The sequence below is a fragment of the Phenylobacterium kunshanense genome, assembly GCF_003254525.1.
GTDB lineage: Bacteria > Pseudomonadota > Alphaproteobacteria > Caulobacterales > Caulobacteraceae > Phenylobacterium > Phenylobacterium kunshanense.
In genome coordinates this window covers 24,062-38,331 of record NZ_QFYS01000012.1, presented here as the reverse complement: position 1 = coordinate 38,331, position 14,270 = coordinate 24,062, and the positions used below count along the sequence as shown (strand labels likewise).

The following is a 14,270-nucleotide window of genomic DNA, read 5'->3' as shown; positions in this document are numbered from 1 at the left end:
CTCCCTCAGGCGAAGGCGATCCAGCGGCCGGCGGCGGCGGTCGTGATCCAGACCAGGATGGCGGCGTAGGCCAGTCCGCGCGTGAACGGCGTGCCCTCGGCGCTGCGTCCGCCGCTGGCGAGTTGCGTGGCGATGGCGCCGAGGATCCACGCCGCGAACACCCAGGCGAAGGCCTTGTTGGTCGGATCGAGCCGGGCGTAGTCCTCGGGGTCGATGACCAGGCGCGTCGTGACGAACTGGGCCACGACCAGCGCCGCCAGACCCGCGGCATACACGATCCGCGTCCGCCCCCGGGCCACGAACAGCACGATCAGCCCGCCGGCGAAAATGACGTGCCAGACGCCGGGGTTGATCAGCTTCCCCACGCCGAACACCCAGAGCGATCCGGCCCAAAGCAACAGGCCAGCGACGCCTGCGATGCGGATTGCGCCATTGCCGCGCCCGTCGGCGCTGGCGAGGGGCATGCTCACGCCGTAGGTCAGGACCAGGGCGGCGGCCAGCCCCAGCATCTTCGCGGTGAACGCTTCCGACGTGTAGAGGCGCTCGGCGTTCGAGGCCCCGATCAGAAGCCCGGTCAAGATGACGCCGACCACGCCGAGATGCATCCAGGCGCGGGTGCTGCGCTGCACTTCCGAGGGGCTCTCGTCGGTCAGGCCGAAGCCGATCAGCCGAAGATTGAGCAGGATGCTGCAACCGCCCAGGAGGGCGAGCGAGAGGAGATGGCCGACTTCCCACTGGGCGAAGTACGGCTTGATGACGACGCCGGGCCAGACGTCGTCCAGCGTGGCCACCCAGTCGGCGAGCGCGGGGAAGAAATCCTGCGGAGCCATGGTCATTGGATCACCTCGCCGAGGTCGATCGCGCCGCGTTCAGAGGCGGCGCAGGCCTGGGCGGCGTTGGCCCAGTGGGGCAGCGGCTTGCCGCATTCGAACCAGTCGTAGGCGATGAAGCGCCCGAAGGTGATCACCAGGATCCAGGCGCTGATCGAGATCAGCGCCGAGGCCTTGACGGCGGCCGGCGTGCGGGGAGCCGTGTCCCAGGCCGACCGGCTCCGCTGCACCCGAAAGTGGAAGACCAGGATGTTGATCGCCGCCACAGCGAGGAAGATCAGCTTCAGCCGAAACCACAGATTATGATAATAAAGCAGTGGCTTGGCGTAAAACAGCGCGACGCCGGTCACGATCATCAGCGCGAAGCCGAACACGGTTAGCGGCAGCACCCGGTCGCTGATCACCGAGATCGGGGTGCGTCGGAAGGCGACTCCCAGCAGCCGCAGGTCCACCAGGAAGATCGTGCCGGCGAACAGCATCAGCGTCAGCACATGGGTGCCTTCCAGCAGACCCCAGAAGTTCAGGGTGCTGGCGAGCTGCTCGCTCCATGAGGGGTCGTATTCCCCCGGTCCCTTGCCCAGCTGCGACAGCCAGACCACGACATCGCGAATCAACGGTGCGCCCTCCCCAAGGCATACCGGTTCTTCTACAGGATGCGGTGTGCGTGTCGATTGCGGATTGTTTCGCGGCGGTGACGCAGGAACGCCCGCCGACCCGGTCAGGCGGCGTCGGCCGTCCTTCCAAGGGCTGCGTTCAGGAGGCGCAGGGCGGTCCGCAGGGACGCCAGCCTCACGGCGGCGCGGCCGATATCGCCGAACGTCTCAAGCTGTTGGACGCATTCGGCGCCCCGGCGGGCGCAGGCGAAGTGGACGAGCCCCGCTGGCTGGCCGGGCGCGCTTTCCGTGAAGCCGGTGATCGACACCGAGATGTCGGCCCGCGAGGCGGTCAGGGCGCCGGCGGCCATGGCTTCGGCGGCAGGCGCGGAGACCGCGCCGAACCTGTCCAGGATATCCCACGAAACGCCGAGCACCTCGTGCTTGGCGTCATTTGTGTAGGTCACGAAGCCTCGCTCGAAAGCATGGCTCTTCCCCGGAATGTCGGTGAGCAGCGACGCCAGGAGGCCCCCGGTGCAGCTCTCGGCCGTGGCCAGCATGACGCCACGGTCGCAAGCCGCCTGCAGCACCTCCTGCGCCAGCCGCTCGACGTCGTCCGGGATGGCCGGGTCGAGAGCTTCCGCCATGGTCTAGTGGGCGCGGGGCGCCTTTTCGGTCTGGCCCGTCAGTTCGGACTTGCGGGTGGCCATCTGGTCGCCCACCGCCTTGAGGTCCATGGCCGAGCGACGAACCTCGGGGAAGTATTCGCTTTCCTCTTCCTCCACGTGGTGGTCGATCATCTCCTGGAGGACCTTCACCTTGGCGTCGTAGTAGGGATCGTCAGGCGACATGCCGTCGAGTTGGGCCATCAGGTCCTTCGCGGAGGCGTGTTCGACCTCGGCTTCGTTCACGGTGTCCTGCTCGTCCACGAACTCGCGCGAGGCGGGATAGAAGATCTCCTCCTCAAGCTGCATATGAACGCGGAGTTCGCTGGCGATCGTGCGATAGATTTCCGCCTTCCGACGCGCGTTGGATTTGGCGTCCTCGTAGGCCTTGAACAGATCCTCCACGGTGCGGTGGTCGCGCATCAGCAGCGTCACGCCGTCCTCCACGGTCATGCGCGCGCGTCCCTCCTTGGTGAGGCCGGGATCGGAGGACTTCGAGGTGGTGGAACGGGTCTGCGGTGCGTTGGGCATGGCGGCATCTCCTGATGGGGTGCGTCTTTGCAGCTAAGAACCCTCGGTTGCGGTGCAGGTTCCGGTCTTGATTTTCGCGCTCCGCCCGGCTCGTTAGGCGTATGAGCACGACGGCCCGAGTCCTTGTCGCCGGCGCCGGGGCGTTCGGCCTCGCCAGCGCCCTGGCCCTGGCGGATGCGGGCTGTCACGTCACCGTCTGCGATCCGGGCGGCCCGAACGCGTCCAGCGTGGCGGCCGGCATGATCGCGCCGGTGTTCGAGGCGGTGCTGGACGACGCCGTCCGCGATCACTTCGATCTGCTCATGGGGGCGCGCGACCTGTGGCCAGGCTTTGCCGAGCGCGCCGGCGTCTTCCTGGATCGGTCGGGGGGCCTTGCCGTCGGGGACGACGGCTGGCTCGACGACCTGGCGACGCGCTTCAACGCTCTCCACGAATGGCCGACGGAGATCGGCGGCGCGACGGCGCGGGCGCTCGCTCCCGGCCTGTCCGACGCCTACGACAGGGCGTTGCTGACCCGCGAGGACTGGCGCATCGACGCCGCGACGGCGTTGAAGGCCCTTGCCGACGCAGCAAGGGCCGCCGGCGTCGTCTTCGAACCCCGCGTCGTGACCGATGGCGGCGAGGCCGACGTGCTGGTTGTGGCCACGGGAGCCGACGACGCGCTGGTGGACATCGCACCGGAGCTGGCGGAGCTTTCGCCGATCAAGGGGCACATCGTCCGGGTCTCGACACCCGCATCCGGCGCGGTGGTGCGGAGCAAGGGCATCTATGCGGCGCCGGGCGAGGCCATGGCTTTCGGCGCCACCATGGAGGCCGGCCTTTCGGACGTGGTCGTCGATCCCGCCAAGGCCAAGGCCCTGCTGGCCGCGGGACTGCGGCTGTTTCCCGGACTTGGCGACGCCCGCGTCGACGCGGTGGCGGGTGTGCGCGCGGCGACCGCCGACGGGCTGCCATTGATCGGCCCCGGACGCACGCCGGGGGTGATCCTTGCAGCCGGCGCGCGCCGCAACGGCTGGCTCCTGGCGCCGTTGGTCGGCCGGATGGTCGCGGCGCAGGTCACCGGCGGCGACGCCGGGCCCTACGCGGCGCGGCTGGCCGCCAACCGGTTCTCTGGGGGATGAGCATGAGCGGCTTCTGGCTGACCGATGAGCAGCAGGCGATCCGGGACGCCGTCTCCCGGCTCTGCGAGGGCTTCGACGCCGCCTACTGGCGCACGACCGACGAGACGGGCGTCTTCCCGGAAGCGTTCGTCAGCGCGATGGCGGAGGCCGGCTGGTTGGGCACGGCGATGCCGGCCGAACTGGGCGGGGCGGGGCTCGGCCTGACCGAGGCGGCGATCGTGATGCAGACGGTGGCCGAGAGCGGGGCGGGCTTCTCGGGCGCCAGCGCCATGCATCTCAACATCTTCGGGCTCATGCCGGTGGTGAAGTTCGGGACCGACGCGCTCCGGAAGGCCGCGATCCCTCGCATCATCGCGGGACAGGACCGTACCTGCTTCGCGGTCACCGAGCCCGACGCGGGCCTGGACACGACGAGCCTTTCAACCCGCGCGGTCCGGACGAACGATGGCTACGTCATCCGTGGCCGGAAGATGTGGACGACCAATGCCCAGCGCGCGAACAAGATCCTGCTGATCGCGCGGACGACGCCGAAGGAAGAGGCTCGCCGGCCGACCGAGGGATTGTCTCTATTCTACACCGACTTCGACCGGACTCGGATCCAGGCCACACCCATTCCCAAGATGGGGCGGAAAGCCGTTGAATCGAATGCGGTCTTCATCGACGACCTGCACGTGCCCGCCGAGCATCTGGTGGGTGAGGAGGGCAGGGGCTTCTACTACCTTCTCGAAGGGCTCAATCCCGAACGGGTCCTGATCGGCGCGGAAGCCGTGGGGCTGGGACGCGCGGCGCTGAAGCGCGCGGCCGGCTATGCCAAGGAGCGCGTCGTGTTCGGCCGGCCGATCGGCCAGAACCAGGGCGTGGCGCATCCGCTCGCCAAGGCCTGGGCCGAACTGGAGGCGGCGAACCTCATGGCGTTCAAGGCGGCGGCGCTGTTCGACGCCGGGCGCGAGTGCGGCGCCGAGGCCAATGCGGCCAAGTACCTTGGCGGCGAGGCCGGCTTCAACGCCTGCGAGGCGGCGGTGCTGGCGCACGGGGGCATGGGCTACGCCAAGGAGTTCGACGTCGAGCGCTACTTCCGCGAGGCGATGATCGCCCGCATCGCGCCGGTGAGCCGGGAGATGATCCTGAACTACATCGCCGAACGGGTCCTGGGCCTGCCCAAGAGCTACTAGGCAGGCCCAGCCGCGGCTCACTTCGGCAGGCGGAAGGTGATCGGGATCGAGACCTTCGCGCCGCCCACGGGCCGACCGTCGATGGTCTGCGGGGTCATGCGGAAGTATCTCGCGAGCCTCAACGCCGCCGCGCCGAAGCCGAAGTCCTCGGGCGTTTCCGAAACGACCCGGCAGCCCGTCACGGCGCCGACGTCTGTCACCTCGCAGGAGATCGTCGCGCGTCCCTCCTGTCCCAGCCGCACCGCGCGATCCGGATAGAAGCGCGCGAGTTCCTCCGCCCCGGGCTTCCGCAGCCATGTGGGATTGCCGATCTCCGGCGCCCGCGCCGCGGGCGGGTCGGGCGCTGGCGGATCCATGGCCACGGGACCGGGTGTCGGCGCGGTGTCGATGATTGGCGGCAGGGGGATCGGGGCGAGCGGCAGGGGCGAACTCGTCTGCACCGGCGGGCGGGGCGAGGCGGTTGGCCGGGGCTGATCGGGCTTGGGCGGCGGCGGAGGCTTGGGCGGCGTCCAGGTCTCGACAACCATCGGCGGCGGCTCGTCGATGATTTCCGGAGCAGGGGGCGCGAACCGCATCAAGGCGAGATAGCCGGCGACGAGCCCATGAGCGGCAAGCGAACCGGCCACCACCAGGGCGGTGGTCCTGGACGGACCTGATCGAGGGGAGCGGAAGTCGAAGGGCGTGGTCGTTCGAGTGGTCATGGCGCTTCCTCGTGCGATTTACGCACGTAGTCCATGCGACAATTACAGCAGTAAAATGGCGGAATGCCGCAGGCTTAGTGGCATCCGCGTCCCCAAGGTTAGCTGGGTGTTAACCATGATCGCCGACTGCTGGTGTCATGGCCGTCCAGGGAATCCGGGGCATCGTCGAAGCTGCGATCGAACGCGCCTCCAAGGCGACGGGCGTCGACTTCGGATTCCTGATGAAGACGGCAGGCCGGGAGAGCAGCTTCAACCCGCGCGCCCAGGCCTCCACGTCGTCGGCCGCCGGGCTTTTCCAGTTCGTGGGTCAGACGTGGCTGGCGACGCTGAAACAGCACGGCGCCAAGCACGGCTATGCCCGCTATGCGGACCTGATCACCCGGGGCGCCGACGGCCGCTATCGGGTCGACGGACAGGAAGCGCGCCGCGCGGTGATGGACCTGCGCCTCGACCCGCACGCCGCCTCGGTCATGGCCGGGGAGTTGACCGCCCAGAACGCCGCCTACCTGAAGGGCCGGGTCGGCCGCGACCCGACCGCGGGCGAGCTCTACGTGGCCCACTTCCTCGGCCCCCAGGGATCGGCGAAGCTGATCAAGGCGGCGGAAGTCCAGCCGGACACCTCGGCGGCGTCGCTGTTCCCGGACGCCGCGCGCGCCAATCGCGCGATCTTCTACAGGAATGGCCGCGCGGCAACTGTGGGCGAGGTCTACGCCAACCTGACCCGGACGGGTGGGGCGCACCAGGCCGTCACGCCGCGGGAGGTGACGGATCCCGACGATGGCGGCTTCATCCAATACGCCTCGGTCCGGCGCACCGCCCGTGAGCGGGAGCAGGACGCCCTGGTGGCCATGATCCTGCGGGGCGCGCAGCCGGCGGACCAGGCCGGAGTCGGCAGCCGGCTGGCCGGCTCGCTGTTCACCAGCGAGATGCTGAAGATGCTTTCTGACAGCCGCGACAGCTGATCCGGTCAGGCGGCCGCGCCGCTCTCGAACATCGCGTCGATCTCCGCCTCGCCATAGCCCGCTTCGGCGAGGACCTGGCGCGTATGCTCGCCCAGCCGGGGCGCCCGGGGACGGCGGTCGACGTCGGCGCCCGGGAAACGCGCCGGGGCGGCCGGCGATCGGTAGGTTCCGCCTTGTCCATCCTCGATCTCGACGAAGGCGCCTGCCGCCGCGGCCTGAGGATCGGCGGCGACATCGGACGGCGTCTGCATCGGGGCCCAGACCAGGTCGGCGGCGTCCAGGCGGCGGGCGATCTCGTCCATCGGCAGGGCGCCGAACGCGGCGTCCAGTTCAGCCGAGAGCTCGCGCGCATTCTGGCGGCGGGCCTTGCCGGTCGCGAAGCGCTCGTCGGTGACGAGGTCGGGCCGCCCGGCCGCCTCGCAGAACTTCTCCCAGCCGCCCCCTGACCCCCGCGGGTTGTGTACGAACCAGCGTCCGTCCTGGCTCTGGAAATAGTTCGCGATCGCGTTGATCGGATTGTCGCGGGACCTGATGGAGGCGAGCCGGCCCAGCTTAAGCTGTACGGCGAGGTCAGATCCGATGAGGTAGATCCCCGAGGCCAGCAGGGAGGTCTGCACCAGCCGCCCCTCGCCCGTCCGCTCGCGCTCGTAGAGTGCCGCGAGGATGGCGGACACCGTGGCCAGGGACGTCGTGTGGTCGCCGATGCCGGAGCTGCGCAGGAACGGCTCGGAGCCCTTCGGCGCGGTCATGTAGGAGACCCCGGCCCGCGCCCAGAAGGCGGTCACATCGAATCCAGGCAGGTGAGCCTCGGGCCCCTCCAGTCCGTAGCCCGTGATCACGGCGTAGACGAGGCGCGGGTTCGCCGCGCGGAGGCTCTGGTCGTCGAGGCCGTACTTGCGCAGGGACGCGGGCCGGACGTTGGTAAGGAAGACGTCCGCCTGGGCGGCGAGGCGCGCCAGGGCTTCGCGTCCCTCGGGCAGGGTGATGTCGAGGACCGCGCCCCGCTTGCCCCGGTTGTCGAGGTCGAAGGTCGGGTTGGAGCCGAGGTCATTGGCGAGGTCGGCGAAGATGTGGCGCATGTTGTCGCCGCCGGGCCGCTCGACCTTGATCACGTCTGCGCCCCAGTCGGCCATGATCCCCGCGGCCCCGGGTCCGGCGATGTAGGCGGAAAAATCGACGACCTTCAGACCCTGCAGCAGCACGCGTTCGCTCCCTCTTTTGGAGCCTAGGTTAGAGCAGGTGACGGAGCGGCGCCTATGCCACGGCGCGGTCGTTCGCGGGCGCCTTGTCCGACAGGGCTTCGGCGATGGCGCGGGCGGCGGCGGGAACGGCCACCGGCCGGCGCAGGAGGGCGTCGGCGCCGGCTGACAGCGCAGCCTCGGCCTCACTCGGCTCGCCTTGCGTGAGCGCAAGCACCGGCGTGCGGGCGGCATCGCCCGAGAGGGCGCGGATGGCGCCGACCGTCTCGGCGTCGCCGCTGACCACCAGGTCCAGGTCGCAGATCCGGGCAAGGTCGACGGCGCGCCGGCTGTCGACCGCGTGGACCACCTGGTGGCCGAGCTGTTCGAGGCACGCCCTGAGCATGGCGGCGGACAGCGGCTCGGCCTCCACGGTCAGAATTCGCAACCGCCGGGGGGCCATCGTCGGGGGCGGCGCGGACGTGCGCGGCCCGGACACCGCAGGGTCGAACGGAAGCTCCAGAGTGAAGCAGCTCCCCACGTTCGGCGCGCTTTCGGCGCGAATGCCGCCCCCCATGAGCCGGGCCAGCTGGCACGCCAGGGGGAGGCCCAGTCCGGCGCCGGAGCTGCCGGCGCTGGTCCGGGCGATCCGCTGGAATGGCTGCAGCGCGATGGCGAGTTCCTCGTCGGAGAGACCGGGGCCTGTATCGGCGATCGCAACGGCGACGCGTTGCGCGTCCACCCGGCTGATCCGGACCTCGACCCGGCCGCGGACCGTGAACTTCACCGCATTGCCGATGAGGGCCCCGAGCACCTGCTTCGTGCGCGCCGGGTCGGCGATGGCGGCGCCGGGGCCGGTCTCTAGCGCCTCGTCCACATGGATGGCCAGCTCAAGGCCCTTCGCGGCGGCGGCCGGACGCTGCGCGCCAATGATGTCCCTGACCAGCCCCGCCAGGTCGACAGAACGGGGCTCCACAGTCAGGCGGCCGGCCTCGGCGCTCTCGGCGTCCACGGTGGTCTCCAGGACCGACAGGAGGTCGTTCACGGCGTCGAGCGCGGCGGATACCTGTTGGCGCGACGGCGCGGCGCGGCGCCGGTCCGCCGCGGAAGCCAGGACATGGGCCACGCCCGTCAGCCCGTGACGGATCTCGTCTGAGAGCGTGGACACGAGATCGGACTTGGCGCGCGCGAGGCGCCGGGCGGCTTCCGCCTGGGCCGCGCGTTCCGCCATCAGGGTCTCCCGCTCGGCGGCGAGGGCGTACTGGGTGCGAAGAATGCGGTTCACCAGCAGAGCCAGGGCGAGAGACAGCGCCGTCGCCGCCAGGCCAAGGCGTGCGGTCGGCAGGTCCTCGGCATGCAGGAACAGGGCGACCAGCGGGCCGGCGAACGCGGCGGGCGCCACCACCAGCAGGCTGGATAGCCACGGCGCCGTGAACACCACGCAGATCATCGCCGCGCCCAGTGTCAGCAGCAGCAGGGTCTCGCGCGCGGGGCCAGCGAAGTGCGCGAACACGGCGAGCTGGGCGATGACCGCGGCCCAGATCAGGCCTGCCAGGATCTGCATCCTGGCGCGCCTGCGGGCATCCGCCGCAGCCGGCGTCCTTAACCAGTTCACGACGCCGTAGAAGCAGCCCCAACCGGCGGCGAAACCCGCGAAGCATACGCTCATCCAGGCGGCGTTGTCCGCGTGGCTCCCGGCCCAGACGAATATGGGCAGGCACACCCCGAACGCCGCCAGCGCATAGGGGAGCAGGGCGGCCTGGGCCTTCATGCCCTGCTCGGCGAACGAGGCTCCGGGGCTCGGATCGGCAGGCAGGGCGTCGGCCAAGATAAGGTCTCTCCCAAGGTGCGGGGGAGACCCTACGCGGGGCCCGTTCGCGGCTCGTTACGCGAGATCCTTAATCCACAGATTCGGCCGGCAACGAATGGTTAAGCTTACGCGCGCCAATCTCGAATCGCGGGACTCCGGAGCCGATCCGGATGGGGCGAGAGGGGCGATGACGACAACGCGGTCAGCGCTGACGGATGCTGACATCCGCACGCTGGTGAAGGGAGCGACGGCCGACGAGCGCGCCCTGGCCGCGCGGAAGCTTTGCGCCAGCATGAGCCGCGAGCCGCTGTCGGACGAGGACCGCGAGCTGGCGGCCGATATCCTCAGGGTGATGGCGGGCGACGCCACCGAAATGGTCCGCAAGGCGATCGTCGAGACGCTCCGCGCCTCACCGGTCGTTCCGCGCGATGTGGCTACGCGGCTGGCGCGCGACGTGGAGTCCATCTGCCTGCCGATGCTGGCCTTTTCGCCCGCATTCACCGACGCGGACCTCGCCGAGATCGTTCGATTGGGCGGGCCCGTCCGGCAGATCGCCATAGCCAAGCGTCCGACGCTGTCGCGGGCCGTCACCGAGAGCCTCGCCGACTTTGGCGCCGAGCGCGCGGTGGCGGTGGCATGCGCCAATCCCGGCGCCGACTTCTCGGAAGACGCCCTGCAGCAGGTGGTCGACCGCTTCGAGGCCTCTGAGCGCGTCCTCGCCGCCATGGCCTATCGGAAGTTCCTGCCGCTGTCGGTGAGCGAGCGGTTGGTCAAGCTGGTCAGCGACAACGTCCGCGACCACCTTGTGAGCCAGCATGGCGTATCGGCGGAGATCGCACTGGAGGTCGCCACGGGCGCGGCGGAGCGCGCCACGGTCGATCTCGTCGACCAGGCGGGCCGGGCGGCGGACGTCAAGAGCCTGGTGGGTCATCTCCATGCCGAGCGGCGGCTGACCGCGTCGTTGCTGCTACGCGCCCTGGCGCATGGACACATGACCTTCTTCGAATGGGGTGTGGCCGAACTGGCGGGCGTGCCGCATCACCGGACCTGGCTCATGATCCACGACGCAGGACCGCTCGGCCTGCGCGCCATCTACGAGCGAGCGGGCCTGCCGGCGCGGCTGTTCCCCGCGTTCCGCGCCGCGGTCGACACCTTCCACTCCATGGAGTTCGACGGCGGGCCGCGGGACCGCGAACGATTCCAGGAGCGGATGCTTCAGCGGTTCCTGACCCAGCCGGCCACAGTATCGAGAGAGGACGTGGACTATCTGCTCGACCGGATGGACCGCGCCGCCAACGACGCCAGGGCGCTGGCCCAGAGCGCCTGACGCTTGCCTTCCCCAGGGGCCGGGTTCCAAGCTTCGCCCATGGAAACGCCCAAGACCCCGGAAAAGGGACCGGCCGAACCGAAACCGGCGGCCACCATCCTGCTGCTGCGCGACGAGCCGGAATTCCAGGTGCTCATGGTCAAGCGGCATCATCAGATCGACTTCGCGTCCGGCGCGCTGGTGTTCCCAGGCGGCAAGACCCACGCGGGCGACACGGATCCGGCCTGGGCCGAGCATGCTGTCGGCTGGCACGCCTTCGACGACGTTCAGCGGACCCTGCGCATCGGTGCGATACGCGAAGCGTTCGAGGAGGCGGGAATCCTCCTCGCCGAACACCACGACGGCGCCCATTTCGCCGCGGCGTGCGACCCCGCGATCCGCGAGGCCGTGGATCGGGGCGAGGTTCATTTCCTGGACGTGGTGCGCGAGCTCGGGGTGCGGTTGCGGCTGGATGCGCTGTCCGTGTTCGCGCGCTGGATCACGCCGGTGATGATGCCGAAGCGGTTCGACACCTGGTTCTACGCCGTGCGTGCGCCGGCCGACCAGGTGGCGGCCTGCGACGGCCGTGAGACGGTGGATGCCGAATGGATCGCGCCCGGCGAGGTCCTCAGGCTGGCGTCGGCCGGAGAGCGGACGGTGATCTTTCCGACCCGCATGAACGTTCAGTTGCTCGCCGAAGCGCGGAGCGCCGAGGACTGCGTGGCGCAGGCCGAGGCCCGGACGCTGGTCACGGTGCTGCCCCAGGTGGAGCGGCGCGCTGAGGGTGCGTTCCTGGTGCTGCCACCGGATGCCGGCTACGGCCCCGTGGCCGAGCCGATGGAACGCATCGGCGGGTAGGGCGGATCAGGCGCCGAAAGCGGCGATCTGGCCTTCGAGTTCGCGCACGAGCGCCTGGCCGACCGGGTGGTCCTCGGTCTTGATCTCGTCGCGGGCTGCGGCCTTGATCGCGTCGATGTGGGCGTCGATCAGGGGCATCGGCGCTTCCAGGCGCTTGGCCTTGTCGTCGATGAGTCGGCAGAGCAGGCCGGCGATGCGGGTGATCAGCGGGAAGCCATAGGTGGAGCCCAGACCCTTCAGGTCATGCGCCCGCAGATAGAGGCTTTCCATGTTCTCGGGGCTGGCGCCCTCGGTCCGCACGGTCTGGCGCGCGCCCTCGAGCTTGGTGATCTCGTCGTTCAGCCACTGGGTGAAGTTCCCCGACAGGCTCTTCAGCGCGGCCTCGGCCTTCGCGATCGCCGCCGGATCGATGGCGCCCAGGCGGCCCCCGCCCACCTTCAGGCGGAGCGCGTTGGGGGCCGGAATCATCTGGCCGGGCTTGTGTTCGCTCACATGACTCTCCCGAACGATCCCCGCGAAGGTAAGGTGAACCCGTTAATAAGCCATGATGTCGAAGCGCGTTATGCGACGCAGGATCACACCGAGAACTGCTCGGCGAGCACCCGTTCGCCCAGGCTGCGCCCGGCGTCGAAGAGCATGCACACTTGCACGTCCCGATCCTCGGCGATGTAGACTTCCATCACGTGCTGGGCCTCGTAGTTGTCGGCCGTCGCGCTGACCGGCCGCTTGGCGCCCTCCAGGACTTCCAGGCGAATGCGCGCCGTGTGCGAGAGGAGTGCGCCGCGCCAGCGGCGGGGGCGAAAGGCGCTGATCGGCGTCAGGGCCAGGATCTGCGAATCCATCGGGATGATGGGGCCGTGGGCCGACAGGTTGTAGGCGGTCGATCCCATCGGGGTCGAGATCAGGGCGCCGTCGCAGATGAGCTCCGGCAGGCGCACCTTGCCATCGACGGATATGCGCAGCTTGGCGGCCTGTCGGGTCGTTCGGAGCAGGCTGACTTCGTTGAAGGCGATCGCCTCGTGCGTCTCGCCGTTCACGTCCACCGCCTGCATCCTCAGGGGATGGATGGTGGCCCCTTCGGCCGCGTTGATGCGGCCGAGAAGGTCGTCGTCGGCGAACTCGTTCATCAGGAAGCCGACCGAGCCCTTGTTCATGCCGTAGATCGGCTTGCCCGAGTGCATGAGCGCGTGGACCGTCTCGAGCATGAACCCGTCGCCCCCCAGGGCGACGATTACCTGGGCGTTCTCGACGCCGGCGTCGCCATAGCGCGCGACAAGCTTGTCGCGCGCCTCCTGCGCCTCGGGGCGGTTGGACGCGACGAAGGTGAGTCGGGTGACGAACGCGGACTTTTTCATCGGCCGGTAGAGGGGCCGAAGCTTCGCGGTCTGTCAAACGACGGATAGGGCCCGGGCGGCCTGACGGAAGGCGGCGCCGGCGACCTCAGGCGAGACGGGCGCGAACGCCACCGACGCCTTGCGGGCGCCTTCGGCCCCACCGCCGGGGCGGCCGTTGTTCAGCTTGCGCGTCATGGTCAGGATGTCGGGGAACACGCTGCGGTCGATGCCCACGGCGGCGCAGGCGAGGGCCAGGAGTTCCGGCCGGTCCGAATCGAGCGTGGCCTGCACCTGGGCGGCGTCGAAGCGTCCCAGCACCGCCAGCGCCCCGGCAAAGAGGCCGAGCCGCCCCTCGCGGAGGGCGCGGATGAGGTAGCCGGGACGGAGTTGCCCCGCGGCGTGGAGCTTGTCGATCAGCCGCCGCTCCATCGCCTCCCGCTCGCCCTCGCGCGTCATGCGCGGCAAGGCTTCGGAATTGAGGTGGGCGATCCCGACGTGCGCCTCGTTGAGCGAGGCGGCCAGCGCCTCGTCCAGGATAGTGACGTCGAGGCGGAATCGGTCGGCAAGGCCCTGGCGCAGCGCCAGTCCAACCCAGAGATAGAGGCGCTTGGCGAGCTGGCCGGTCAGCTTGGGGTGCTGGGATAGCGGGGTGCGGAGCGCCGCGATCTGGCGTGACGCCTCGACCAACTCCTCCATCTCGCGAGGCGAGAGTTCGGCGGAGGTGTTCCCGGCCAGGGCGGTCAGCACGGCGGGCTCGGCCTGTTCCAGGATCGCCGATACGACGGTGCTCGAGAGGTTCGGCCGGCGGGCGACCTCGATCTGGTGCTCAATCGTCGCCTCGACCAGCAGGCGGACGAGGTCGAGGTCGCGGAGCACGGGGCTCTGCGAAATGATCGGCCGGGCGATCTCGATGTCGTCGAGCGCGAGGACATTGACGAGGGCGTTCGGCGCCCAGTCGGCGGCGGCCAGCTTCTGGGAGAGCCGATGGCGGATATCGCGTTCGGCTTCGACCACCAGGCTCATGAAGATCGAGGACAGCAGTCCCTGGATCGACGGCGACTTCATCGCCGCGCCGACATGTGGCGCGTCGCACAGATCCGCGATCGCCAGCAACAGGCGTTCGCGGTCCGCCGGCTGGCGGCTCTTGGCGAGATCGAGCAGGCTTTCGCTGCTCATCGCGAGGCTCAAGCCGGAACTCCTATTTTCTAC

Annotated in this window: 15 protein-coding genes; 5 read left to right on the top strand and 10 right to left on the bottom strand. The window is 69.6% G+C overall.

The features are described 5' to 3' along the window. Positions 1-5: 5 nt before the first annotated feature. From DJ019_RS19410 to DJ019_RS19395, 4 genes are all read right to left on the bottom strand, one after another. Positions 6-836 carry a DUF6644 family protein gene (locus DJ019_RS19410; RefSeq protein WP_111278211.1) on the bottom strand — a complete coding sequence of 277 codons (831 nt, stop codon included), beginning with the start codon at positions 834-836 and terminating at the stop codon, positions 6-8. Next, entirely contained in the window at positions 833-1,444 is a 612-nt protein-coding gene (locus DJ019_RS19405; protein WP_111278208.1) for a DUF6644 family protein, read from the bottom strand. The genes DJ019_RS19410 and DJ019_RS19405 overlap by 4 nt, the downstream gene beginning before the upstream one ends. A gap of 104 nt (positions 1,445-1,548) precedes the next feature. Next, a complete protein-coding gene (locus DJ019_RS19400) occupies positions 1,549-2,070 on the bottom strand; it encodes a CinA family protein (protein WP_111278205.1) in 522 nt (173 codons plus the stop codon). 3 nt (positions 2,071-2,073) lie between these two features. Continuing rightward, complete coding sequence (locus DJ019_RS19395; protein WP_111278202.1) at positions 2,074-2,619, bottom strand: hemerythrin domain-containing protein; 546 nt, start codon at positions 2,617-2,619, stop codon at positions 2,074-2,076. 101 nt (positions 2,620-2,720) lie between these two features. On the opposite strand from DJ019_RS19395, the gene DJ019_RS19390 reads away from it, so the two are divergent. Both DJ019_RS19390 and DJ019_RS19385 read left to right on the top strand, forming a co-directional pair. Beyond that, positions 2,721-3,740 (top strand): NAD(P)/FAD-dependent oxidoreductase, encoded by a 1,020-nt coding sequence (locus DJ019_RS19390; protein ID WP_111278199.1) that lies wholly within the window; start codon positions 2,721-2,723, stop codon positions 3,738-3,740. Positions 3,741-3,742: 2 nt separating this feature from the next. Next, the gene (locus tag DJ019_RS19385) at positions 3,743-4,912 is read left to right on the top strand and encodes an acyl-CoA dehydrogenase family protein (RefSeq protein ID WP_111278197.1); all 1,170 of its coding nucleotides are present in this window, start codon (positions 3,743-3,745) and stop codon (positions 4,910-4,912) included. A gap of 17 nt (positions 4,913-4,929) precedes the next feature. Here the strand turns inward: DJ019_RS19385 and DJ019_RS19380 are convergent, their stop codons facing one another. Continuing rightward, complete coding sequence (locus DJ019_RS19380) at positions 4,930-5,613, bottom strand: energy transducer TonB (protein WP_111278194.1); 684 nt, start codon at positions 5,611-5,613, stop codon at positions 4,930-4,932. Between the two features lie 137 nt (positions 5,614-5,750). Here DJ019_RS19380 and DJ019_RS19375 point away from each other — a divergent pair, with 137 nt between their 5' ends. Next, positions 5,751-6,575, top strand: coding sequence for a transglycosylase SLT domain-containing protein (locus DJ019_RS19375; RefSeq protein ID WP_111278191.1), 825 nt, complete (start codon positions 5,751-5,753; stop codon positions 6,573-6,575). A gap of 5 nt (positions 6,576-6,580) precedes the next feature. Here the strand turns inward: DJ019_RS19375 and DJ019_RS19370 are convergent, their stop codons facing one another. Then, on the bottom strand, positions 6,581-7,777 hold the full coding sequence (locus DJ019_RS19370) for a CaiB/BaiF CoA transferase family protein (protein WP_111278188.1): 1,197 nt from the start codon (positions 7,775-7,777) through the stop codon (positions 6,581-6,583). A gap of 52 nt (positions 7,778-7,829) precedes the next feature. Further along, positions 7,830-9,581: an ATP-binding response regulator gene (locus DJ019_RS19365; protein WP_111278184.1), complete on the bottom strand. Its 1,752-nt coding sequence runs from the start codon at positions 9,579-9,581 to the stop codon at positions 7,830-7,832. A gap of 169 nt (positions 9,582-9,750) precedes the next feature. On the opposite strand from DJ019_RS19365, the gene spbR reads away from it, so the two are divergent. Together spbR and DJ019_RS19355 are read left to right on the top strand one after the other, a co-directional pair. Next, the gene (spbR, locus tag DJ019_RS19360; protein ID WP_111278181.1) at positions 9,751-10,890 is read left to right on the top strand and encodes a SpbR family protein; all 1,140 of its coding nucleotides are present in this window, start codon (positions 9,751-9,753) and stop codon (positions 10,888-10,890) included. A 39-nt stretch (positions 10,891-10,929) separates the two neighbouring features. Beyond that, positions 10,930-11,727 carry an NUDIX hydrolase gene (locus DJ019_RS19355; RefSeq protein WP_111278178.1) on the top strand — a complete coding sequence of 266 codons (798 nt, stop codon included), beginning with the start codon at positions 10,930-10,932 and terminating at the stop codon, positions 11,725-11,727. 6 nt (positions 11,728-11,733) lie between these two features. Here the strand turns inward: DJ019_RS19355 and DJ019_RS19350 are convergent, their stop codons facing one another. The 3 genes from DJ019_RS19350 to DJ019_RS19340 form a co-directional block, all read right to left on the bottom strand. After that, the gene (locus tag DJ019_RS19350) at positions 11,734-12,195 is read right to left on the bottom strand and encodes an Hpt domain-containing protein (RefSeq protein ID WP_111278370.1); all 462 of its coding nucleotides are present in this window, start codon (positions 12,193-12,195) and stop codon (positions 11,734-11,736) included. A 107-nt stretch (positions 12,196-12,302) separates the two neighbouring features. Continuing rightward, positions 12,303-13,082: an NAD kinase gene (locus tag DJ019_RS19345; RefSeq protein WP_111278175.1), complete on the bottom strand. Its 780-nt coding sequence runs from the start codon at positions 13,080-13,082 to the stop codon at positions 12,303-12,305. A gap of 33 nt (positions 13,083-13,115) precedes the next feature. After that, positions 13,116-14,249, bottom strand: coding sequence for a DUF2336 domain-containing protein (locus DJ019_RS19340; protein WP_111278172.1), 1,134 nt, complete (start codon positions 14,247-14,249; stop codon positions 13,116-13,118). Positions 14,250-14,270: the final 21 nt, after the last annotated feature.

Bases quoted from the DNA above. Each gene is read 5' to 3' on its own strand.
- DJ019_RS19380 (WP_111278194.1), bottom strand. From the start codon at position 5,613: ATGACCACTCGAACGACCACGCCCTTCGACTTCCGCTCCCCTCGATCA.
- DJ019_RS19345 (WP_111278175.1), bottom strand. From the start codon at position 13,082: ATGAAAAAGTCCGCGTTCGTCACCCGACTCACCTTCGTCGCGTCCAAC.
- DJ019_RS19375 (WP_111278191.1), top strand. From the start codon at position 5,751: ATGGCCGTCCAGGGAATCCGGGGCATCGTCGAAGCTGCGATCGAACGC.
- DJ019_RS19390 (WP_111278199.1), top strand. From the start codon at position 2,721: ATGAGCACGACGGCCCGAGTCCTTGTCGCCGGCGCCGGGGCGTTCGGC.
- DJ019_RS19350 (WP_111278370.1), bottom strand. From the start codon at position 12,195: ATGATTCCGGCCCCCAACGCGCTCCGCCTGAAGGTGGGCGGGGGCCGC.
- spbR (WP_111278181.1), top strand. From the start codon at position 9,751: ATGACGACAACGCGGTCAGCGCTGACGGATGCTGACATCCGCACGCTG.
- DJ019_RS19400 (WP_111278205.1), bottom strand. From the start codon at position 2,070: ATGGCGGAAGCTCTCGACCCGGCCATCCCGGACGACGTCGAGCGGCTG.
- DJ019_RS19395 (WP_111278202.1), bottom strand. From the start codon at position 2,619: ATGCCCAACGCACCGCAGACCCGTTCCACCACCTCGAAGTCCTCCGAT.
- DJ019_RS19385 (WP_111278197.1), top strand. From the start codon at position 3,743: ATGAGCGGCTTCTGGCTGACCGATGAGCAGCAGGCGATCCGGGACGCC.
- DJ019_RS19355 (WP_111278178.1), top strand. From the start codon at position 10,930: ATGGAAACGCCCAAGACCCCGGAAAAGGGACCGGCCGAACCGAAACCG.
- DJ019_RS19410 (WP_111278211.1), bottom strand. From the start codon at position 836: ATGACCATGGCTCCGCAGGATTTCTTCCCCGCGCTCGCCGACTGGGTG.